At 71.1% G+C, this 21,710-nt stretch carries 20 protein-coding genes and 1 pseudogene; 10 read left to right on the top strand and 11 right to left on the bottom strand.

Annotated elements, in window-relative coordinates; genetic code table 11:
- Window positions 1-6: 6 nt before the first annotated feature.
- Window positions 7-480, bottom strand: coding sequence for a carboxymuconolactone decarboxylase family protein (locus MRBLMG1_RS16450; RefSeq protein WP_367824760.1), 474 nt, complete (start codon window positions 478-480; stop codon window positions 7-9).
- A 157-nt stretch (window positions 481-637) separates the two neighbouring features.
- Here MRBLMG1_RS16450 and recO point away from each other — a divergent pair, with 157 nt between their 5' ends.
- The 3 genes from recO (at window position 638) to MRBLMG1_RS16435 (ending at window position 3,290) form a co-directional block, all read left to right on the top strand.
- Window positions 638-1,387, top strand: a complete 750-nt coding sequence (recO, locus tag MRBLMG1_RS16445; protein ID WP_367824759.1) for a DNA repair protein RecO — start codon at window positions 638-640, stop codon at window positions 1,385-1,387.
- A 445-nt stretch (window positions 1,388-1,832) separates the two neighbouring features.
- Entirely contained in the window at window positions 1,833-2,258 is a 426-nt protein-coding gene (locus tag MRBLMG1_RS16440) for a hypothetical protein (RefSeq protein WP_367824758.1), read from the top strand.
- A gap of 207 nt (window positions 2,259-2,465) precedes the next feature.
- Window positions 2,466-3,290, top strand: coding sequence for an isoprenyl transferase (locus MRBLMG1_RS16435; protein ID WP_367824757.1), 825 nt, complete (start codon window positions 2,466-2,468; stop codon window positions 3,288-3,290).
- Between the two features lie 64 nt (window positions 3,291-3,354).
- Here the strand turns inward: MRBLMG1_RS16435 and MRBLMG1_RS16430 are convergent, their stop codons facing one another.
- The 4 genes from MRBLMG1_RS16430 to MRBLMG1_RS16415 all read right to left on the bottom strand — a co-directional run bounded on the left by MRBLMG1_RS16430 (window position 3,355) and on the right by MRBLMG1_RS16415 (window position 6,501).
- On the bottom strand, window positions 3,355-3,765 hold the full coding sequence (locus MRBLMG1_RS16430; protein ID WP_367824756.1) for a Fur family transcriptional regulator: 411 nt from the start codon (window positions 3,763-3,765) through the stop codon (window positions 3,355-3,357).
- Window positions 3,766-3,836: 71 nt separating this feature from the next.
- The gene (locus MRBLMG1_RS16425) at window positions 3,837-4,730 is read right to left on the bottom strand and encodes a metal ABC transporter permease (protein WP_414721592.1); all 894 of its coding nucleotides are present in this window, start codon (window positions 4,728-4,730) and stop codon (window positions 3,837-3,839) included.
- Window positions 4,731-4,732: 2 nt separating this feature from the next.
- Window positions 4,733-5,506: a metal ABC transporter ATP-binding protein gene (locus MRBLMG1_RS16420; RefSeq protein WP_367824755.1), complete on the bottom strand. Its 774-nt coding sequence runs from the start codon at window positions 5,504-5,506 to the stop codon at window positions 4,733-4,735.
- 29 nt (window positions 5,507-5,535) lie between these two features.
- Window positions 5,536-6,501 carry a metal ABC transporter substrate-binding protein gene (locus MRBLMG1_RS16415; RefSeq protein ID WP_367824754.1) on the bottom strand — a complete coding sequence of 322 codons (966 nt, stop codon included), beginning with the start codon at window positions 6,499-6,501 and terminating at the stop codon, window positions 5,536-5,538.
- Between the two features lie 165 nt (window positions 6,502-6,666).
- Between MRBLMG1_RS16415 and MRBLMG1_RS16410 the strand changes: the two genes are divergently transcribed.
- A complete protein-coding gene (locus tag MRBLMG1_RS16410; RefSeq protein WP_367824753.1) occupies window positions 6,667-8,049 on the top strand; it encodes a glycine--tRNA ligase in 1,383 nt (460 codons plus the stop codon).
- 65 nt (window positions 8,050-8,114) lie between these two features.
- Here MRBLMG1_RS16410 and MRBLMG1_RS16405 read toward each other — a convergent pair whose 3' ends face one another.
- The 4 genes from MRBLMG1_RS16405 to MRBLMG1_RS16390 all read right to left on the bottom strand — a co-directional run bounded on the left by MRBLMG1_RS16405 (window position 8,115) and on the right by MRBLMG1_RS16390 (window position 12,229).
- Window positions 8,115-8,819, bottom strand: a complete 705-nt coding sequence (locus MRBLMG1_RS16405; RefSeq protein WP_367824752.1) for a VC0807 family protein — start codon at window positions 8,817-8,819, stop codon at window positions 8,115-8,117.
- A gap of 122 nt (window positions 8,820-8,941) precedes the next feature.
- Window positions 8,942-9,532 (bottom strand): TetR/AcrR family transcriptional regulator, encoded by a 591-nt coding sequence (locus MRBLMG1_RS16400; protein WP_367824751.1) that lies wholly within the window; start codon window positions 9,530-9,532, stop codon window positions 8,942-8,944.
- 44 nt (window positions 9,533-9,576) lie between these two features.
- The gene (locus tag MRBLMG1_RS16395; protein ID WP_367824750.1) at window positions 9,577-10,602 is read right to left on the bottom strand and encodes an aldo/keto reductase; all 1,026 of its coding nucleotides are present in this window, start codon (window positions 10,600-10,602) and stop codon (window positions 9,577-9,579) included.
- A 70-nt stretch (window positions 10,603-10,672) separates the two neighbouring features.
- Window positions 10,673-12,229, bottom strand: coding sequence for an MFS transporter (locus MRBLMG1_RS16390; RefSeq protein WP_414721591.1), 1,557 nt, complete (start codon window positions 12,227-12,229; stop codon window positions 10,673-10,675).
- Window positions 12,230-12,342: 113 nt separating this feature from the next.
- Between MRBLMG1_RS16390 and MRBLMG1_RS16385 the strand changes: the two genes are divergently transcribed.
- From MRBLMG1_RS16385 to MRBLMG1_RS16370, 4 genes are all read left to right on the top strand, one after another.
- On the top strand, window positions 12,343-13,239 hold the full coding sequence (locus MRBLMG1_RS16385; protein WP_367824836.1) for a helix-turn-helix domain-containing protein: 897 nt from the start codon (window positions 12,343-12,345) through the stop codon (window positions 13,237-13,239).
- Between the two features lie 63 nt (window positions 13,240-13,302).
- A complete protein-coding gene (dusB, locus tag MRBLMG1_RS16380) occupies window positions 13,303-14,463 on the top strand; it encodes a tRNA dihydrouridine synthase DusB (protein WP_367824749.1) in 1,161 nt (386 codons plus the stop codon).
- Between the two features lie 357 nt (window positions 14,464-14,820).
- On the top strand, window positions 14,821-17,532 hold the full coding sequence (ppdK, locus tag MRBLMG1_RS16375) for a pyruvate, phosphate dikinase (protein ID WP_367824748.1): 2,712 nt from the start codon (window positions 14,821-14,823) through the stop codon (window positions 17,530-17,532).
- 612 nt (window positions 17,533-18,144) lie between these two features.
- Window positions 18,145-19,179 (top strand): ArsR/SmtB family transcription factor, encoded by a 1,035-nt coding sequence (locus MRBLMG1_RS16370; RefSeq protein ID WP_367824747.1) that lies wholly within the window; start codon window positions 18,145-18,147, stop codon window positions 19,177-19,179.
- Here the strand turns inward: MRBLMG1_RS16370 and MRBLMG1_RS16365 are convergent.
- The gene (locus tag MRBLMG1_RS16365; protein ID WP_367824746.1) at window positions 19,149-20,306 is read right to left on the bottom strand and encodes an alkaline phosphatase PhoX; all 1,158 of its coding nucleotides are present in this window, start codon (window positions 20,304-20,306) and stop codon (window positions 19,149-19,151) included. The genes MRBLMG1_RS16370 and MRBLMG1_RS16365 overlap by 31 nt on opposite strands.
- A 316-nt stretch (window positions 20,307-20,622) precedes the next feature.
- On the opposite strand from MRBLMG1_RS16365, the gene MRBLMG1_RS16360 reads away from it, so the two are divergent.
- On the top strand, window positions 20,623-21,072 hold the full coding sequence (locus MRBLMG1_RS16360; protein WP_367824745.1) for a group III truncated hemoglobin: 450 nt from the start codon (window positions 20,623-20,625) through the stop codon (window positions 21,070-21,072).
- A gap of 89 nt (window positions 21,073-21,161) precedes the next feature.
- The gene (locus MRBLMG1_RS16355; RefSeq protein ID WP_367824744.1) at window positions 21,162-21,587 is read left to right on the top strand and encodes a VOC family protein; all 426 of its coding nucleotides are present in this window, start codon (window positions 21,162-21,164) and stop codon (window positions 21,585-21,587) included.
- 22 nt (window positions 21,588-21,609) lie between these two features.
- On the opposite strand, the pseudogene MRBLMG1_RS37450 reads toward MRBLMG1_RS16355, so the two are convergent.
- Window positions 21,610-21,710 (bottom strand): annotated as a pseudogene (locus MRBLMG1_RS37450) (IS982 family transposase); the annotation flags it as partial.

The following is a 21,710-nucleotide window of genomic DNA, read 5'->3' as shown; positions in this document are numbered from 1 at the left end:
TGGTTGTCAGTGGAACCGTCCGGGCACGTAGTCGCCGGCCGGCTGGCGGGTGATGACGTTCATCCGGTTCGCCATGTTCATGAAGCCGATGTGCAGGACGAGGGCCATGAGCTCCTCCGCGTCGTAGTGGAGGGCGGCGCGCTCCCAGACCTCGTCGCTGACGCCGCCGGCCGCGTCGGCGGTCCGGGTGCCCTCCTCGGCGAGTTCGAGGGCGGCGCGCTCGGCCTCGGTGAAGACGGTGGCCTCCCGCCAGGCCACGACCAGGTTGAGCCGCAGCGGGGTCTCGCCGGCGAGGGCGGCCTCCTTGGTGTGCATGTCGATGCAGGCGGCGCAGCCGTTGATCTGGCTGACGCGGAGGGCGACGAGCTCCTGGGTGGCGGCCGGGATCGTCGACTCCTTGACGGCCCTGCCCGCCGCCATGAGGTGCTTGAGGGCCTTGCCGACGACGGGGCTGGCGAGGAGGTCGAGTCGCGCGTCCATGGGGTGCTCCTTCGGGTGGGTGTCGCTCGCTGGCTACAACCCCTGAGACGAGGTGGCCCGGCCGCCTGTGACACGGGCGCATGTGACCTGCGTCTCCCCGCCGGGGAACGTCCCGCCGTGGGCCCGGCTGTCGGCGCCGTACGCGAGAATGGGGCGCATGAGTCTGTTCCGCGACGACGGCATCGTGCTGCGCACCCAGAAGCTGGGTGAAGCGGACCGCATCATCACGCTCCTCACACGCGGTCACGGACGCGTACGCGCGGTCGCGCGCGGGGTGCGCCGGACGAAGTCGAAGTTCGGGGCGCGGCTCGAACCCTTCTCGCACGTGGACGTGCAGTTCTTCGCCCGGGGGAGTGAGCTGATCGGACGCGGACTGCCGCTCTGCACGCAGAGCGAGACGATCGCCGCGTACGGCAGCGGCATCGTCACCGACTACGCGCGCTACACCGCGGGCACGGCCATGCTGGAGACCGCCGAGCGGTTCACCGACCACGAGGGCGAGCCCGCCGTCCAGCAGTACCTGCTGCTCGTGGGCGGCCTGCGGACGCTCGCGAGGGGCGAGCACGCCCCCCATCTGATCCTCGACGCCTTCCTCCTCCGCTCCCTCGCGGTGAACGGCTACGCGCCCAGCTTCGAGGACTGCGCCAAATGCGGAATCCACGGACCGAACCGGTTCTTCTCGGTCGCCTCGGGCGGGGTCATATGCGGCGACTGCCGGGTCCCCGGAAGCGTCGTACCCTCCTCGGAGGCCATCGGCCTGCTCAGCGCGCTCCTCACCGGCGACTGGGCGACGGCGGACGCGTGCGAGCCGCGTCACGTCAGGGAGGGCAGCGGACTCGTGTCCGCCTACCTGCACTGGCATCTGGAGCGCGGCCTGCGCTCCCTGCGGTACGTAGAGAAAAGCTAAGACTTGATCCGTCATTCACCAGAGGGTGAGCTGCGGGTTGCGGCCGGGGCGGTGCCCGGGCTTTCCGACGTGGTCACGCTGAAGACGTGGCTCATCCGGGGTCGCTCGGGACCGCTGTCCGGCGGTTCGGGGAGCAGAGGTTCCACGGCGTTGCCGTGGGACTGCCGCGTGGTCGGCACCGCGTGCGGTGGTCCGGCTCGGTGCGGTTGACTCCCGCAGGGCTTCTTCCAGCCCTTGGGCGAAGGTGATCTGTGCGTGCCGGGACATCGTGGTGTCCAGGTACGAGGTCTTGGGGTCGTCCACGTCGTGGAAGCGGACGAACATGGCCAGGGCGGCGGAGACGAGGTCCCGCCTTCCGGCCAGGCCGCAGGCGGTGCACCGGTGTTCCCGGTCGCGCAGGGTCTTGGTGACGCGTACGCCGCACAGACAGTGCTGGGACAGGGCTGTGGACCAGGTGGACGCCGCGTACGAGTCGCCCGCCCGCGGCCTGGCACTCGTGGTCGAGGGCGGCGATGAGCAGGCCGGGGGTGGTCCGCGAGAGCCGCTTGCCCCACAGCCGGTACCAGGTGCGGATATCGCAGTCCTCGACCACGAGCACCGGGCCATGGACGGAGATGATCTCGCGGGACACCTGGCGGGCGCGGTGGCGGCGGCGCTCGGCGCTGCTGGCGGCGGCTTCGGCCTGCCGGGTACGCATTTCCCGGTAGTCGGTGGAGAGCCGGTCACGATGGAAGCCGGGACCCCGTCGGACGGATCAAGACTTGCGGGCAGGGAGACGATCGAGAGATGGGAGACGTTGCCGTCGATCCCGCCGATCCGGTCCAGGGCGGCCGCCCGCTCTCGCACACCCCGTGCGGCGGAGGAAGAGTAGCCGGGGCAGAGGACCATCAGGTGCGCCTCGTACACCCAGCCGCCCGGCGCGGACGCCTTGCGGCGCCGTACGAGATCGACCTTGTGCCACCGGCCCGGATCGGCGAGGAAGGCGAGGCGATCGCCCGCCCAGTAAGAGCGAGGCCTTCGCCGTGTGAAAATCGACTACGCGTGAACTACGGAACAGTTCTTTAGGAGATCCATCGCCATGGCCATCGCACGAATCCTCGGGCGCCAGCGCCGGGAATACAGGACCCCCGAGCCGCACCCGTCCGGTGCGCGTCCGCCGAAGCTGCAGTCCGAGCTGGTGCCGGAGCACGTGGCGATCGTGATGGACGGCAACGGCCGCTGGGCCAAGGAGCGCGGGCTGCCCCGCACCGAGGGCCACAAGGTCGGGGCGGAGCAGGTGCTCGACGTGCTCCAGGGCGCGATCGAGATGGGCGTCGGGGCGATCTCGCTGTACGCCTTCTCCACCGAGAACTGGAAGCGCTCGCCCGATGAGGTGCGCTTCCTCATGAACTTCAACCGCGACTTCATCCGCAAGACCCGCGACCAGCTCGACGAGCTCGGCATCCGGGTGCGCTGGGTGGGCCGCATGCCCAAGCTGTGGAAGTCGGTCGCCAAGGAGCTCCAGGTCGCCCAGGAGCAGACCAAGGACAACACCAAGCTGACGCTGTACTTCTGCATGAACTACGGTGGCCGCGCGGAGCTCACCGACGCGGCGCAGGCGATGGCCGAGGACGTCAAGGCGGGCCGCCTCGAACCCTCCAAGATCACCGAGAAGACCATCCAGAAGTACCTCTACTACCCGGACATGCCGGACGTCGACCTCTTCCTCCGGCCCAGCGGCGAGCAGCGCACCTCCAACTACCTGATCTGGCAGAGCGCCTACGCCGAGATGGTCTTCCAGGACGTCCTGTGGCCCGACTTCGACCGCCGCGACCTCTGGCGCGCCTGCGTCGAGTACGCCCAGCGCGACCGCCGCTTCGGCGGCGTCGACCCGGCGGACCTCGCCGTCCTCGACAAGGCCTGACGGAGCACCGCAAGGCGAAGGGCCCGTACCGAATCGATGCGGTACGGGCCCTTCGTATGTCAGGTCACTTGCCGGCGCACTCCGCGCAGGTGCCGAAGATCTCGACGGTGTGGGCGACGTTGACGAAGCCGTGCTCCGAGGCGATGGTCTCGGCCCACTGCTCCACCATGGGGCCTTCCACCTCGACGGCCTTGCCGCAGACGCGGCAGACGAGGTGGTGGTGGTGGTCGCCGGTCGAGCAGCGGCGGTAGACGGTCTCGCCGTCGCTGGTGCGCAGCGCGTCGACCTCGCCCGCGTCCGCGAGGGACTGCAGCGTGCGGTAGACGGTGGTGAGGCCGACGGAGTCGCCGCGGTGCTTGAGCATGTCGTGCAGCTCCTGGGCGCTGCGGAACTCGTCCACCTCGTTCAGCGCCGCCGACACGGCGGCCCGCTGCTTGGTCGAGCGGCCGCGTACGGGGGGTCCTGCCGTCACCACGGGGGCCTCCTTGAAGTGTGTTCGCCCCCGCCATTCTGCCAGTCCCCCGTGCTCGTGAGATCGAACAGGGATCAGACCTTCACGTCGTCGCTCGGCCGGCGGCTCGCCGGAAGGGGCGCGTCGCAGTCCTTCGTGGCCTGCTCCGCCGCGCGCGCCCGCCGCTTCGCGAGCGGGGCGGCGAGCAGGGTCAGGGCGATGAAGACGCCGATCGCGTACAGGACGATCGTCGCGCCGGGCGGCACGTCCTGGTAGTACGAGGTGACCGTGCCCGCCAGGGTGACCGTGACGCCGGTAGCCACCGCGAGGACGAAGGTCGCGCGGAACGACTTCGACAGCTGCTGGGCGGCCGCGACCGGCACCACCATCAGCGCGCTCACCAGGAGCAGGCCGACGACCCGCATGGCGACCGTCACGGTGACCGCGGCCGTGACCGCGATGAGGAGGTTCAGGGCGCGCACCGGCAGGCCGGTGACCCGGGCGAACTCCTCGTCCTGGCTGACCGCGAAGAGCTGCTTGCGCAGGCCGACCGTGACGAGGACCACGAACGCGGCGAGGACGCTGATCGCCGTCACGTCCGAGGTGGAGACGGTGGAGAGCGAGCCGAAGAGGTACGAGCTGAGGTTGGCGTTGGAGCCGGTCGGCGACAGGTTGATCAGCAGGACGCCGCCGGCCATGCCGCCGTAGAAGAGCAGCGCGAGCGCGAGGTCGCCGCGGGTCTTCCCGTACGCCCGGATCAGCTCCATGGCGACCGAGCCGGCGACGGCGACCAGGGTCGCCATCCAGACCGGGCTGGAGTTCAGCAGGAAGCCGAGGCCGACACCGGTCATGGCGACGTGGCCGATGCCGTCGCCCATCAGGGCCTGGCGGCGCTGGACGAGGTAGATGCCGACGGCGGGGGCCGTGATGCCGACGAGGACGGCCGCGAGCAGCGCCCGCTGCATGAAGGCAGGTTCGAGGAAGTCCATGATCAGGTCAGCAGTCCCGTGCGGAGCGGCTCGCCGGCCGCGTGCGGATGTACGTGGTCGTGGCCCGGCAGCGCGTGCTGGCCGAGGGCCTCGGGCGGCGGGCCGTCGTGGACGACGCAGCCGTCGCGCAGGACGACGGCCCGGTCGATCAGCGGCTCCAGGGGGCCCAGCTCGTGCAGGACGAGCAGGACGGAGGTGCCGCCGGCGACCTGCTCGCGCAGGGTCGCGGCCAGGATCTCCTGGCTGGCGAGGTCCACGCCGGCCATCGGCTCGTCCATGATCAGCAGTTCGGGCTCGGAGGCGAGCGCGCGGGCGATCAGGACGCGCTGGTGCTGGCCGCCGGAGAGCGCGGAGACGGAGTCCTTCGCGCGGTCGGCGAGACCGACGAGGTCGATGGCCCGCTCGACGGCCGCCTTGTCGGCCCGGGTGGTCCAGCCGAACCCGCGGCGGGACAGCCGGCCCGAGGAGACGACCTCGCGGATGGTGGCGGGGACGCCGCTGGCGGCGGTGGTGCGCTGGGGCACGTAGCCGATGCGGGCCCAGTCGCGGAACCGCTTCCGCTCCGTGCCGAACAGCTCGATGGTGCCGCCGGTCAGCGGCACCTGGCCGATGACGGCGCGGACGGCGGTGGACTTGCCGGAGCCGTTGGCGCCGAGCAGCGCGACGACCTCGCCGCGGTGGACGGTGAGGTCGACGCCCCGGAGGACGGGCCGGCCGCCGAGGGCGGCCGTGGCCCCGCGGACGGCGATGACGGGTTCCGGTTCCTGGACTGCCATGGCTCGTGCCTCCTGCTGTGCTGCCGTGGTCACTTGGCGCCGAGTGCCTTCTTCAGCGCGGCGAGGTTGGACCGCATGACCTCGATGTAGTCATCGCCCTTGGACTTGTCCGTGATTCCCTCCAGCGGGTCGAGCACGTCGGTCGTGAGACCGGTGTCGCCGGCGAGGGTCTTGGCGGTCTTGTCGCTCGCGAGGGTCTCGAAGAAGACGGTGGAGACCTTGTCCTTCTCCGCGATGTCCTGGAGTTCCTTGATGCGGGCGGGGCTCGGCTCGGACTCGGGGTCGATGCCGGTGATGCCCTCCTGCTCCAGGCCGTACCGCTCGGCGAGGTAGCCGAAGGCGGAGTGGGTGGTGATGAAGGTCCTGGTGGCGGTGTTCCTCAGGCCCGTCTCGAACTCGGTGTCCAGGGCGCCGAGCTTCTTCACCAGGGCGTCGGTGTTCTTCGCGTAGTCGGCCGCGTGGGCCGGGTCGGCCTTCTCCAGTGCGCTGCCGACGCCCTTGGCGACCTCGGCGTACTTCACGGGGTCGAGCCAGATGTGGGGGTCGGCGCCGGCCTCGGAGCCGTGGTCGTGCCCGGCCTCCTCGCCCGCGTGGTCGTGGCCGGCCCCGGTGCCGTGCTCCTCGAGCGCGGTGAGGGTGGCGGCGTCGACCGTGTGCTTCACGCCGGCCTGGGCTATCGCCTCGTCGACGGCGGGCTGGATGCCCTTGAGGTAGAGGACGACGTCGGCCTCGCCGAGCTCGCCGATCTGCCGCGGCTTGAGCTCCAGGTCGTGCGGCTCGACGCCCGGCTTCGTCAGCGTGTTCACGGCGACGTGCCCGCCGCCGATCTGCTCCGCCAGGTACTGCATCGGGTAGAACGACGCCACGACGTCCAGCTTTCCGGCGCTCCCCTTGTCCGCCGCGTCGGACGTGCCGGCGCACGCGGAGAGGGTGACGAGCCCGAGCGCGACGGCTCCGGCGAGGGCGGTGCTGGGTATGAGGCGACGTACGTTCATGACACTCATTTTCAACAAAAATGGAAACGGTTGTCAATTGCCCTTCGCGTGACCCCTCCCACGCGCGACCGGCGGGCCCTGGCAGCCGAACCGATTTGATACGGGGGGTGCGGGCGCCGGTAACCTGAGGCATTCGCACTTCGTCGTCGTAATGAAGAGAGCACCGTGGCCGCCGACAAGATCGACACCATCGTCAGCCTGAGCAAGCGCCGTGGCTTCGTCTACCCGTGCAGCGAGATCTATGGCGGTCAGCGTGCCGCCTGGGACTACGGGCCGCTGGGTGTCGAGCTGAAGGAGAACATCAAGCGCCAGTGGTGGCGTTACATGGTCACCTCGCGCGAGGACGTCGTCGGCATCGACTCGTCGGTCATCCTGGCCCCCGAGGTCTGGGAGGCCTCCGGTCACGTCGCCACCTTCACGGACCCGCTGACCGAGTGCACCTCCTGCCACAAGCGCTACCGCGCGGACCACCTGGAGGAGGCGTACGAGGCGAAGCACGGCCGCCTCCCCGAGAACGGCCTCACCGACCTCAACTGCCCCAACTGCGGCAACAAGGGCACCTTCACCGAGCCCAAGCAGTTCTCGGGCATGCTCTCCACGCACCTCGGCCCGACCCAGGACTCCGGCTCGGTCGCCTACCTGCGCCCCGAGACCGCCCAGGGCATCTTCACCAACTTCGCCCAGGTGCACCTGACCTCGCGCAAGAAGCCGCCGTTCGGCATCGCGCAGATGGGCAAGTCCTTCCGGAACGAGATCACTCCGGGCAACTTCATCTTCCGCACCCGCGAGTTCGAGCAGATGGAGATGGAGTTCTTCGTCAAGCCGGGTGAGGACGAGGAGTGGCAGGAGTACTGGATGCAGCAGCGCTGGAACTGGTACACCGGCCTGGGTCTCCGTGAGGAGAACATGCGCTGGTTCGAGCACCCGAAGGAGAAGCTCTCCCACTACTCGAAGCGCACCGCCGACATCGAGTACCGCTTCTCGTTCGGCGGCAGCGAGTGGGGCGAGCTCGAGGGCGTCGCCAACCGCACCGACTACGACCTGAAGGCCCACTCCCAGGCCTCCGGCACCGACCTGTCGTTCTTCGACCAGGAGGCCGGCGAGCGCTGGACGCCGTACGTCATCGAGCCCGCGGCCGGCCTCGGCCGCACGCTGCTTGCGTTCCTGCTCGACGCGTACATCGAGGACGAGGCCCCCAACGCCAAGGGCGTCATGGAGAAGCGCACCGTGCTGCGCCTCGACCCGCGCCTGTCGCCGGTCAAGGTCGCCGTCCTGCCGCTCTCGCGGAACGCGCAGCTCTCCCCGAAGGCCAAGGGCCTCGCGGCCGACCTGCGCCAGAACTGGAACATCGAGTTCGACGACGCCGGCGCCATCGGCCGCCGCTACCGCCGCCAGGACGAGATCGGCACCCCGTTCTGCGTGACCGTCGACTTCGACACCCTCGACGACAACGCGGTGACCGTGCGCGAGCGCGACACCATGAAGCAGGAGCGCGTCTCCCTGGACCAGATCCAGGGCTACCTGGGCAGCCGCCTGCTCGGCTGCTGAGTCACCCCGCCCGCACGCGAAAGCCCCCGGTTCCGTCACTCGGAACCGGGGGCTTTCCCGTGGTGTCAGGCGGTCGCGGCAGCGGCGGCCGCCGCCTCGGCCTCGGCCTCGGCCTGGCGCCGGGCGCCCTCGGCCGCCCGGCGCTTGCCGAACCAGGCCGTCCACACGCCCAGGGCGCCCAGGACGCCGTAGATCATGACCGGGCTGAGGGTGACCATGGTCTTCGTCGCCAGGACGTACGCCAGGGCGACCCGGACGAGCGCCTCGGCGACGTACGCCACGCCCCACACCAGCGTCATCGTGCGCATGGTGGAGCGGAAGCCCTCGTACTGCCACATGCCGTTCCACCAGGCCGTGCTCTCCGGGGTGCCGTCGGTCGCGAACTTGCGGCCGAAGTAGAACATCAGCGGGCGCGGCGCGAGCAGGGTGGCCAGGCAGAGCAGACCGAACAGGCCCGTCACGCACGAGTCCTTGACCAGGAGCGCGCGGGCGGTGTGGGCGCCGACCAGCGACACCACGGCCGTGATCACCAGGAAGACCAGGGTGACCACCGCGAACTCGTCGATCTTGCGGCGCCAGGCGGCCACGATCGCGGTGTCGAGGACCGGCCAGGCGCTGCTCAGGAGCAGCGCGGAGAACTCGGACCAGCCGTGGTCCTCGGTCAGGGTGTTGTACGTGAGGATCGGCGCGACGACGTTGAGGCCGATGGTGAGGACCCAGCCGATCGCGGACGCTCCGCCCGAGCGGGCCGGCTTGGCGGGTGTGGACATGGTTCCCCCTGGTGCTTCTGCGGTCGCGGTGCGGGGGAACGCTAGTCATGCACCGGACAGGGAAGGGGAAACTCCGAGCCAAATGATCTTCAAAAAGGTCACGGGTCCGGGGATTCCGGCCCTCAGGCGCGCAGCGCCCGCTGCACCAGGGAGACCACCGCCGCGAACGCGTCCTCGGCGTCCGGCGCCGACCACTCGCCCGCGTGCGCCGGATTGTGGAAGCGGTCCGTGGCGTGGAAGACCGCGCGGGCCGTCGACGTGACGTCCCGCTCGGGGGCCGCGAACAGGCCCTCGCGGTGCCCGTCCTCCAGGATGCGGGCGATCTGCTCGACCAGGTGATCCTCGTGCCGGTCCACGACCGCGCTGGTCTCGCCGATCAGCACCTGGAACGTGGCCATCAGCTCCGGATCGCCGCCCGCCTTCCTGCGCTTGAGCGCGAACAGCGCCGTGAGCCACCCGGTCAGCCGCTCGTCCGCCCGCTCCCCGGCCTCCGCGTACGGCCGCAGCGCCACGATCGTCCGCTCCAGCCACCGCTCCGTCACCGCCTCGCGCAGCGCCGCCTTCGTGCGGAAGTGCCGGTACACGCTGCCGTGGCTGACCCCCAGCACCCGTGCCACGTCCACCACGGTCGCCTTCGCGGGGCCGTACCGGCGCAGCACCTCCTCGGTGGCTTCGAGGATGCGCTCGGCGGTCAGGGTCTCGGTGGCGGCCATGGAATGACAGTACCTGTCAGCTGCGGGAGACCGGCTGACGCCGGTCAGTGCTCGCTGTCCAGGTGGGCCATCTGGGCCGCCGGGTAGCGGTCGCCGGAGGCGGCGCCCGCGGGGACGGCCGCTTCGACGGCGGCCAGGTCGGCGGCGTCGAGGGTGAGGTCGAGGGCGCCGAGGGCCTCGGTGAGGCGGTCGCGGCGGCGGGCGCCGACGAGGGGGACGATGTCCTCGCCCTGGGCGAGGACCCAGGCGATGGCGGTCTGGGCGACCGACGCGCCCTTCGCGTCGGCGACCGCGCGCAGGCGGTCCACCAGGTCGAGGTTCCGGTCGAGGTTCTCGCCCTGGAAGCGGGGGCTGAAGCCGCGGAAGTCGCCGGCGGCGAGCTCGCGGTCGCGGGTGAAGTGGCCGCTGATCAGGCCGCGGGAGAGGACGCCGTACGCCGTGACGCCGATGCCCAGTTCGCGGGCGGTCGGCAGGATCTCGTCCTCGATGCCGCGGGAGAGGAGCGAGTACTCGATCTGGAGGTCCGCGATCGGGGCGACGGCCGCCGCACGGCGCAGGGTATCCGCGCCGACCTCGGAGAGGCCGATGTGGCGGACGTGGCCCTGCTCGACCAGTTCGGCGATGGCGCCGACCGTCTCCTCGATCGGTACGTCCGGGTCGACGCGGGCGATCCGGTAGATGTCGATGTGGTCGGTGCCGAGGCGCTGGAGCGAGTACGCCGCGAAGTTCCGCACGGCGGCCGGGCGGCCGTCGTACCCGGTGAAGCCGCCCTCGACGGTGCGGAGCGCGCCGAACTTCACGCTGGTCAGCGCCTGCTCGCGGGCGGCGGCCGGCGCGGTCCGCAGCGCCTCGTTGATCAGCAGTTCGTTGTGGCCCATCCCGTAGAAGTCGCCCGTGTCGAGCAGCGTCACCCCGGCGTCGAGGGCGGCGTGGATCGTCGCGATCGACTCGGCGCGGTCGCTCTCGCCGTACAGGGCGGACATGCCCATGCAGCCGAGGCCCAGGGCGGAGACGGCCGGGCCGGTGGTGCCGAGGGAGCGGGTGGCGAGGGGGTTCTGTGTCGTGGTCATAGAAGAAGCATGGCATGACCGATGACAGATTTCAATATTTGTCATTCATGCGGGGCGGAGGGGGAGCCGCTCAGCTCACCGACCTCGGCAGCCGCAGCGCGAGCACCGCCGTCAGGAGCGCCATCGCCAGCTGGATGAGGAGGGTCACCGTCAGCGCCGTGCCCGTCGAACCCGACGCGGAGAGCGACAGGAACAGGGAGCCGAGGGTCGCGACGCCCAGGGTGATCGCCGCCTGCTGGGTGGTCACCATCACGCCGCTGCCCACGCCCGCCCGCTCCGGCGGGACGTCGGAGAGCACCACCCGGAAGAGCACCGGGAGCTGGAGCCCCTGACCGACCCCCGCGACCGCCATGCCCGGGATCAGGCTCGCCACCGACAGATCCGGCCAGGAACGCCCGGCCGTCACCGCGATCAGGCCGAGACCGGCCGCCTGGAGCAGGGCGCCCACCGGCACCACCCGCGTGCCCCAGCGGCGGATCAGGCGGGGGCCCGCCAGTGACGCCGCGAAGAACGCCACCGCCATCGGGACGAGCGCGAGGCCCGAGGCCACCGCGCCCAGGCCCAGGCCCTGCTGGAGCGAGACCGCGATCACGAACATGAAGCCGCTGAAGCCCGCCGACAGCGGCAGCACGAGCACGAGGCCGCGCCGCAGCGACGTCAGGCCGAGCAGGCTCGGCGGCACCAGCGGGGTGCCGCCCGTGCGGTCGAGCCGCCGCTCCACCCGCCAGAAGCCCGCGGCCACGAGCGGGAACGCCCCCAGCGCGAGCCAGGTCCACAGCGGCCAGCCCGCCGCCCTGCCCTCCGTCAGCGGGGCGAGCAGGGTGAGCAGGGCGGCGCCGAGGAGCAGCGTGCCCGCCACGTCCACCGGCGCAGGCCGCTCCGAGCGGGTCTCCGGCACGGTCCGCACGGCGAGCAGCAGGCCGATCGCGGCGATCGGCACGTTCACCAGGAACACCGCGCGCCAGCCCGAGCCCGCGAGGTCCGCCGCGACGAGCACCCCGCCCAGGATCTGGCCGCCCGCCATCGACAGGCCGGCGGTCGCCCCGTACAGGCTGAGCGCCTTCGCCCGCCGCGGCCCCTCCGTCGCCGCGTGGATGGTCGCGAGCACCTGCGGCAGCATCAGCGCCGCCGCGGCACCCTGTGCCACCCGCGCCCCGACCAGGCTCCAGGCGTCCGGGGCGAGCCCGCAGGCGAGCGAGGTCAGGCCGAAGGCGGCCATGCCGACGATGAAGAGCCTGCGGCGGCCGAAGAGGTCGCCGAGCCGCCCGCCGAGCACGAGCAGTACGGCGTACGGCAGCCCGTACCCGGCCACGATCAGCTCCAGCATCACCGGGCCCGCGGCGAGGTCGTGGTCGATGGACGGCAGGGCGACGTTGACGATGAAGAAGTCGATCAGCGGCAGCGCGGCGCGGAGGAGGACGGTGAAGAGGCCCAGGGTGCCGAGCGCCGCGGCCCCGCCGGGACGTGTCGAGGCGGGGGCGTCGGGCCGGGCGGAGGTGCGAGCGGACGCCGAGGCCGAAGCAGGAGCCGGGGGACGGCCGGAGGCGGGGCCGGAGGCGGAGGCCGAAGCGGGGCCGGAGGGGAGGCCTGGGGCGGGAGTGCGGCCGGAAGCCGGGGTCGAAGTCACGCATCAGACGATCCGCGTCCGCTCAGCCTGGTACCAGAGTCTCTTTATCCTGGTAGTACGAATACCTGGCAACGGGCTGACGGCCCCGGCACCCTGGAAGCGTGACGACAGCGATGACGGCGGCACCCGAGACCCGGCGGCACGAGCTCGCCGCCTTCCTGCGCAGCCGGCGCGAGCGCATCAGCCCCGAGCAGGTGGGCCTGCCCCGGGGCAGGCGCCGCCGCACCCCCGGGCTGCGGCGCGAGGAGGTCGCGCACCTCTCCGCCGTCGGCGTCACCTGGTACACCTGGCTGGAACAGGCCCGGGACATCCAGGTCTCCCCACAGGTCCTCGACGCGCTCGCCGCCGCGCTGCTCCTCGACCCGACCGAGCGGAGCCACCTCTTCGCCCTCGCCGGACACGCCGACCCGCACCCCGGGGCGCCCTCCCCGGCCGTCACGCCCGCGCTGCGGACGCTCCTGGAGCAGCTGGAGCCCGTACCCGCCGCCGTCCAGAACAGCCGGTTCGACTACCTCGCCCACAACCGGACCTTCGGGCGCCTCTTCTGCGACCTGGACGCGCTGCCGCGCGAGGACCGCAACTCGCTCTGGCTGGCGTTCACGAACGAGGACTTCCGGGCCGCCGCCACCGACCTGCCGGACCTCCTGCCCATCCTGGCCGGGAAGTTCCGCGCCTCCATGGCCGAGCACCTCGCCGAGCCCGCCTGGAAGGAGCTGGTCCAGCGGCTCGAAGCGGCCTCGCCCGAGTTCCGGGAGATCTGGGCCCGGCACGACGTGGTCGCGCCGGGCGGCCGCACCAAGGTCATCCACAACGCCCACGTCGGCCTCCTCAGGTTCGAGCACACCAACCTCTGGCTCGGCCCGAACTCCGGCCCCCACCTCGTCGCGTACGTCCCCGTGGACGCCGAGACCCGTGCGGGGACCGCCCGCCTCCTGGACGTGGTCACCCGCGGGCGGGAGCACGCGGCGGACGCGGGCCCGGTGCCGGTCGGAGCGTCCCCCCGGCTGTGAGCTCCGCCATGCGCGGATCGTACGGCTGACCGAGGCCCTCCGGGGTGCGCGACAATGGGGCGCATGACCGCGTTCACCCCTCTCGCCATCGGGCCGCACATCGTGCAGCCGCCGGTGGTGCTCGCCCCCATGGCCGGCATCACCAACGCCCCCTTCCGTACCCTCTGCCGCGAGTTCAGCGGCGGCAAGGGGCTGTTCGTGAGCGAGATGATCACGACGCGCGCCCTGGTCGAGCGCAACGAGAAGACGATGCAGCTCATCCGGTTCGACGAGACCGAGAAGCCGCGCTCCATCCAGCTGTACGGGGTGGACCCGGTGACGGTCGGCAAGGCCGTGCGGATGATCGTCGACGAGGACCTCGCCGACCACATCGACCTGAACTTCGGCTGCCCGGTCCCCAAGGTGACGCGGAAGGGCGGCGGCTCGGCCCTCCCGTACAAGCGTCCGCTGCTGCGGGCGATCCTGCACGAGGCCGTGACCAACGCGGGCGACCTGCCGGTCACGATGAAGATGCGCAAGGGCATCGACGACGACCACATCACGTACCTCGACGCCGGCCGCATCGCGGTCGAGGAGGGCGTCACGGCGATCGCCCTGCACGGGCGGACGGCGGCCCAGCACTACGGCGGCACCGCGGACTGGGACGCCATCGCGCGCCTCAAGGAGCACGTGCCCGAGATCCCGGTGCTCGGCAACGGCGACATCTGGTCGGCGGACGACGCGCTGCGGATGATGCGGGAGACGGGCTGCGACGGCGTCGTCGTGGGGCGCGGCTGCCTGGGCCGCCCGTGGCTCTTCGCTGACCTCGTGGCGGCCTTCGAGGGCACCGGCGCCCCCGGCGGAGCCGCTGAGGGATACAGCGCGCAGCCGGGTCTGCGCGTGGTCGCGGACGCGATGGTGAAGCACGCGCGACTGCTCGGCGAGTGGCTGGGCGACGAGGCACGCGGTGTCATCGACTTCCGCAAGCATGTGGCCTGGTACCTGAAGGGCTTCGCGGTGGGTTCCGAGATGCGCAAGAGCCTCGCCATCACCTCGTCCCTGGACGAACTGCGCGCTCAGTTGAGCGAGCTCGACCTGGACCAGCCGTGGCCGGTGGGTGCGGACGGTCCTCGGGGTCGTACGTCCGGAAACAACCGAGTCGTCCTGCCGGACGGCTGGTTGAAGGACCCGTACGACTGCGCGGGAGTGAGCGAGGACGCTGAGCTGGACACGTCCGGCGGCTGAGATCCGGCCTTTCTTGGGGAGTGATCCTCGCCACCCCTGAGGGGGGTGGCGCTCACATGAGCATGTTACGGGCGGCTGCACCGCCTGAAGGGGTGGCACTGGGTGCCACCCCTTTTGCGTTCAAGACTTGAACGCAAATGGTCGATTCGATGCTCATGTGAGCGTGATTCCCCAGGCTTTGGCCCGTGCAGCCTTCGGGCGGTGAAAGCGGAATGTTTTACTCGGTAACTTTCGAAGTGCTGGCGGACGGGTGGTTAAGACCGGGTGTCCGCTAGGCGTACCTCCCCAGAAGCCTTCGATCTGGGTATGTTCCTCGCCGTCAGGGCAGCCAACCGAGTCGTCGAGGAGTCGAGACCCGTGTCGGGAAACATTGATCAGAAGTTCGTGTACGACTTCACCGAGGGCAACAGGGACCTGAAGGACCTGCTCGGTGGCAAGGGCGCCAACCTCGCCGAGATGACCAACCTCGGCCTTCCGGTGCCTCCGGGCTTCACGATCACCACCGAGGCGTGCAAGGTCTACCTCGAGAGCGGCTCGGAGCCGGTGGAGCTCCGCGACGAGGTGTCCGCCCACCTCGACGCCCTCGAGCAGCAGATGGGCAAGAAGCTCGGCCAGGCGGACGACCCGCTGCTGGTCTCCGTCCGCTCGGGCGCGAAGTTCTCCATGCCCGGCATGATGGACACCGTCCTCAACATCGGCCTCTCCGACGCGTCCGTGGCCGGCCTCGCCCGCCAGGCCGACAACGAGCGCTTCGCGTGGGACTCGTACCGCCGGCTCATCCAGATGTTCGGCAAGACCGTCCTCGGCGTCGACGGCGAGCTCTTCGAGGAGGCCCTCGACGAGGCCAAGGCCGCGAAGAAGGTCGCCAGCGACACCGACCTGGACGCCGCCGACCTCAAGAAGGTCGTCAAGCACTTCAAGAAGATCGTGAAGGCCCAGACCGGCCGCGACTTCCCCCAGGACGCGCGCGAGCAGATGGACCTCGCCATCGAGGCCGTCTTCAACTCCTGGAACACGGACCGCGCCAAGCTGTACCGCCGCCAGGAGCGCATCCCGGGCGACCTCGGCACCGCCGTCAACGTCTGCTCGATGGTCTTCGGCAACCTCGGCCCCGACTCCGGCACCGGCGTCGCCTTCACCCGCGACCCCGCCTCCGGCCACGCCGGCGTCTACGGCGACTACCTCCAGAACGCGCAGGGCGAGGACGTCGTCGCCGGCATCCGCAACACCGTGCCGCTGGCCGACCTCGAGTCGATCGACAAGACGTCGTACGACCAGCTCATGCACATCATGAGCACCCTGGAGACCCACTACAAGGATCTCTGCGACATCGAGTTCACCATCGAGCGCGGCCAGCTCTGGATGCTCCAGACCCGCGTCGGCAAGCGCACCGCCGGTGCCGCCTTCCGCATCGCCACCCAGCTCGTGGACCAGGGCCTGATCGACGAGGCCGAGGCGCTCCAGCGCGTCACCGGCGCCCAGCTCGCCCAGCTGATGTTCCCCAAGTTCGACGAGGACGCCAAGGTCGAGCAGATCGGGCGCGGCATCGCCGCCTCCCCGGGCGCGGCCGTCGGCAAGGCCGTCTTCGACTCGTACACCGCGGTGAAGTGGTCCCGCTCCGGCGAGAAGGTCATCCTGATCCGCCGCGAGACCAACCCGGACGACCTGGACGGCATGATCGCCGCCGAGGGCATCCTCACCTCCCGCGGCGGCAAGACCTCGCACGCCGCCGTCGTCGCCCGCGGCATGGGCAAGACCTGTGTCTGCGGCGCCGAGGAGCTCGAGGTCGACACCAAGCGCCGCCGGATGACCACGGCCGACGGCCAGGTCGTCGAGGAGGGCGACGTCGTCTCCATCGACGGCTCCACCGGCAAGGTCTACATCGGTGAGGTACCCGTCGTACCGTCCCCGGTCGTCGAGTACTTCGAGGGCCGCATGCACGCCGGCGCCGACGACGCCGACGAGCTCGTCGCCGCCGTGCACCGGATCATGGCCTACGCCGACCGCGTCCGCCGCCTCCGCGTCCGCGCCAACGCCGACAACGCCGAGGACGCCTCGCGCGCCCGCCGCTTCGGCGCCCAGGGCATCGGCCTGTGCCGCACCGAGCACATGTTCCTCGGCGAGCGCCGCCAGTACGTCGAGCGCCTCATCCTGGCCGACACGGACGCCGAGCGCGAGGAGTCGCTGAAGGCGCTCCTGCCGCTGCAGAAGCAGGACTTCATCGAGCTCTTCGAGGCCATGGACGGACTGCCCGTCACGGTCCGCCTGCTCGACCCGCCGCTGCACGAGTTCCTGCCCGACATCACCGAGCTGTCGGTGCGCGTGGCCCTCGCCGAGTCCCGCAAGGAGCCGCACGAGAACGACCTGCGCCTCCTCCAGGCGGTGCACCGCCTGCACGAGCAGAACCCGATGCTGGGTCTGCGCGGTGTCCGTCTCGGCCTGGTCATCCCCGGCCTGTTCACCATGCAGGTCCGGGCGATCGCCGAGGCCGCGGCCCACCGCATCGACGCCAAGGGCGACCCGCGCGCGGAGATCATGATCCCGCTCGTCGGCACCGTCCAGGAGCTGGAGATCGTCCGCGAGGAGGCCGAGCAGGTCATCGCCGAGGTCCGGGCGCAGACCGGCGTCGACCTGAAGCTCGCGCTCGGCACCATGATCGAGCTGCCGCGCGCCGCCGTGACCGCCGGCCAGATCGCCGAGGCCGCGGAGTTCTTCTCCTTCGGCACCAACGACCTGACGCAGACGGTCTGGGGCTTCTCCCGCGACGACGTGGAGGCCTCGTTCTTCACCGCGTACCTGGAGAAGGGCATCTTCGGCGTCAGCCCCTTCGAGACCATCGACAAGGACGGCGTCGGCGCCCTCGTGCGCAGCGCCGTGCAGGCCGGCCGGGCCACCCGCCCCGACATCAAGCTCGGTGTCTGCGGCGAGCACGGCGGCGACCCGGAGTCGGTGCACTTCTTCCACGAGGTCGGCCTCGACTACGTCTCCTGCTCGCCCTTCCGGATCCCGGTGGCGCGCCTGGAGGCGGGCCGCGCGGCCGCCGAGTCGAAGGGCAGCGACAGCCGCTGAGCCGTGCTGAACGGAGGTTCAGCAGCGGCCACCGAGTCCTGCTGAACCGGGGTTCAGGAGTGGCGGTCGGGCCCTCCTGAACCCCGGTTCAGCAGCGGAAACCGGTGAACCACCGGGGCCACCGCCGGTCATTCACCCACCCTCACCGGCGGGCGGCGGTTCCGGAATCACAGAGACGGGACGGACACCTTTGTGCGGAGGTGTCCGTCCCGTCGTCTTTCGTCCCGCTCATTTTGCACGGCCGTCGATCGGATGTGAGTTCCTGTTCAATTGCGGCTGATTGAATTATTGGCTATTGAACTTTTCTGTTCCTCGCCGCAAAGAACGGTTCGGGCGCGACCTCCGGATCCCCACCCGGAGGCCGCGCCCTTTACCGATGCCGGGCAGGTGAGCCGCAACCCTCGCCGACCGCCGCCAGACGCGCAAAGCCCCCCACGGTCTTCGCCACGTCACCTCGGTCCTGAAGGTTTCCTGCCCGACCCGTACAGCTTTTCGGTTCCCCCCTGATCCCCGCGATGCCTTTCAACTGTGGCTGAAACACCCTGGTAACGTGCAGTGATGCTGTGCATACTCGTTGTCGGGGGTGGTTGCGAGTGCACAGGTGGGGACGTCATGCTGCGGATTCATTTCACCGGAAACGACTTGGCGGGGGTGAGGACCGCTGCCCGGCCCGATGTTCTGTGGGAAACGATTCTCAGCTTTCACCGTTTAAGAGACCGGCGCGGACCCGTGGTCTACGGGGAATGGCGCTCGGAAACCCGGATGAGGCTCGGCGGTGAGACCCGGCTCCTCGCCGCGCTGGTGCCCAGCCGCGGCTATTTTCCGGACTTTCTGACGCCCGCCGAGGGCGTCCACGGCCTCGACGAAGGCCTCCAGGCGATCCGCGCGACCGACACCGGACGGCTCCGCGACGAGCTCTCCCTGCTCGCCGCCGACCGCTCCGGCGGGCGGACCGTGCCCCACTCGCTGCGCGCCCTCGCCGACGGAGGCGCGGAGCCCTTCGACCGGCTCGTCGGCGCGCTGCGCGGCTACCACCGCGCCGCCGTGGAGCCCTACTGGCCGCACATCCGCGCCCAGGTCGAGGCCGATCGGGCCCGGCGCGGGAGGGCGCTGCTCGACGGCGGGGCCGACGAACTCCTCGCCTCGCTGCCGCCGATGCTGCGCTGGCGCGCGCCCGTCCTGGAGGCCGACTACCCGGTCGACCGGGACGTCCACCTCGACGGCCGGGGGCTGCTGCTCCAGCCCTCGTACTTCTGCCGGGGGACCCCGGTCGTGCTGCGCGACCCCGCGCTGCCGCCCGTCCTCGTGTACCCCGTCACCCACGGCGAGGCGCCGACCGTCCGTGCGCCCGGCGGCTCCTCGCTCGCCAAGCTGGTCGGCCAGACCCGCTCGGCGGTCCTGCACGCCATCGGCGACGGCGGGACGACGAGCGAGCTGGCCCGACGGGCCGGCGTCTCCCTCGCCTCGGCGAGCCAGCACGCGGGCGTCCTGCGGGAGGCCGGGCTCATCGCGACCCTCCGCAACGGCAACGCGGTCCTGCACACCCTGACGCCACTGGGCGCCGCCCTCCTCGGCGGCGCCCAGCGGACGGTCGACCTGCGGTGCTACACGGGTGCCTACGCCCGGAACGGGCCCTTCACCTCGTAGGTGATGCCGCCCGACGAGCTGCCGCTGGTGCCGCGCTGGCTGGAGAAGTACAGCCGCGTGCCGTCGGGGGAGAAGGCCGGTCCGGTGATCTCGGACGCGGACTGGCCGGTGATCCGCAGGAACGGCGCCACGACGTCGTCCGGCGTGATCAGGCAGATCTCCATGCTGCCGCCGTCCTCGGCGACGTACAGGTCGCCGGAGGACGAGCCGGTGATGTTGTCGACGCCGGTCAGCGGGGCGCCGCCGCCGACCACCAGTGAGTCGTCGTAGGCCAGCTCGTACGTGCCGGCGGCGAGGTTCACCTGCCAGACGCGGTTGTCGCCCTTGGTGGTGAACCACACGGTGTCGTCGGCGTAGTGGCAGCCCTCGCCGCCGTTGAAGCGCTTGGCGCCCGTGACCTGGTTGCGGGTGGTGGTCGGCGAGCCGTCCGGGTCCGGGACGTTCTGCCAGGTGAAGGTGCCCGACGTGGCCGTGCCCGCCTTGAAGACCTGGAGCGTGCCGGAGGACAGGTTGCCCCAGGTGGTGGGGATGAACCGGTAGAAGCAGCCGTCCGACTCGTCCTCGGTCAGGTAGACCGCCTGGCGCACCGGGTCGGCCGCCGCCGCCTCGTGCTTGAACCGGCCCATCGCGTCCCGGCGGGTCGCGGTGCCGCCCCACGGGTTCGTCTCGTAGACGTACCCGAGCGACACCTCCTCGCAGGACAGCCAGGTGTTCCACGGGGTCTTGCCGCCGGCGCAGTTCTGCCGGGTGCCGGAGAGGATGCGGTACGCGCCGGTGATCGCGCCCGCCGAGTCGAACCTCACCGCACTGGCGCCGCCGCTCGGGTTGATCTCCGAGTTCGAGACGTAGATCCACCCGGTGCCGTCGGCGAAGCAGGCGCCGCCGTCGGGGGCGTTGTGCCAGGCGTACGAGGTGCCGGTCACGGTCTGGCCGGACCGCGCGATCACCCGGCTGGTGAACCCGGCCGGCAGCTGGATGCCGTTCGCGTCCGCCGCGCCGAGCGCCCCGTACGGGCCCGCTCCCGGCTGGGCCGGTGCGGCGAACGCCGCGCTCTGCCACAGGCTGCCGCCGAAGGCCGCCGCCGACGTGCCGATGACCGCTCCGCGCAGGAAACTGCGTCGCTCCACGTCTCACTCCCGAGAAGGATGGTGATCCGCCCCGCCATACCGGTCGGCGACGGGGTCGCGCGCTTCCGGAACCTAGGAGCGCCGCATGGCCGGGGCCGCAACACGCGATGAAGCGGAGGCGGCGGGCGCCGGGCCCTTCGGCGGCGGGCGGGATCTTCGGGACTGGGGGAGCGGCGGCGGGCGGGAGCGACGTACGACATCGGCGGGCGCCGGCCGGGAGCGGCGTACGACATCGGCGGGCGCCGGGCGGGCCCTTCGGCGGCGGGCGGACCTTCGGCACTGGGGCAGCGGCGGCGGGCGGGGGACACTGGAGGACATGCGTGCCACCCGGGACATCAGCGACCGTCACGACATCGACGTACTGCTGCGCCGTTTCTACGGCGCCGCCTTCGCCGACCCGCTCATCGGGCCGTTCTTCACCGAGATCGCGGGCACGGACCTGGAGGTCCATCTGCCGAGGATCGGCGACTTCTGGGAGCGGGCGCTGCTGCGGAGCGCGGAGTACGGGCGGGACGCGTTCGCCCCGCACGCGGCGCTGCACTCGGCGCGGCCGCTGACGGCGGCGCACTTCGGACGCTGGGTGCAGCTGTGGCACGCGACGGTGGACGGGCTGCACCAGGGGCCGCGGGCCGAGCGGGCGAAGGCGCAGGGGGAGCGGATCGCCGTCGCGATGCTGGGGCGGCTGGCCGGGCCGGGAGCGGCGACGGGCGGCGGGGGCGGCGGGTTCGTACCGCTGGCGGCCCTTGAGCTGCGGTCGGTCGCCTGAGCGAAAAGAATGCTCCGGAGAGCGATGAGTTCCGAGGGGCGGGCCCGTCCTACCTCTCGACAGCACCGCACGACGGAAGAGAGCGCGCCATGGCCCCGCAGATGATCTTCGTGAACCTGCCCGTCAAGAACGTCGAGGCGAGCAGGCTCTTCTTCTCGAAGATCGGCTTCTCCTCGAACCCGCACTTCAGCGACGAGACCACCGCCTGTGTGGTCATCAGCGACACGATCTTCGCCATGCTCCTCGAAGAGCCCAAGTTCGCGTCCTTCATGGCGCCCGGCAAGGAGATCTCCGACGCGACCAAGACCACCGAGGTCCTGGTCACGCTGAGCGCCGGGAGCCGGGCGGAGGTCGACCGGCTGGCCGACGCCGCCCTCGCCGCCGGCGGCGGCCCGGCGAAGGAACCGCTGCTGATGGACTTCATGTACGGCCGCTCCTTCACCGACCTGGACGGCCACCACTGGGAGGTCTTCTGGATGGACCCGGCGGCCGCCCAGGGCGAGGACACCCCCTAGACGAGTAAGTCCGAAGTGCTGGTCAGTGGTCGTAGGCGATGAGTGACCTGGTCAGGGCTGTGGTGTTGGCCCGGTTGTGCCAGATGGCGGCGGTCAGGGCCAGGATGCGTTGTCCGACGCGGG

This window comes from Streptomyces sp. LMG1-1-1.1 (assembly GCF_040815545.1).
GTDB lineage: Bacteria > Actinomycetota > Actinomycetes > Streptomycetales > Streptomycetaceae > Streptomyces.
Note: the sequence above shows the minus strand (reverse complement) of the source record. Positions and strands in the feature narration are given on the sequence as shown.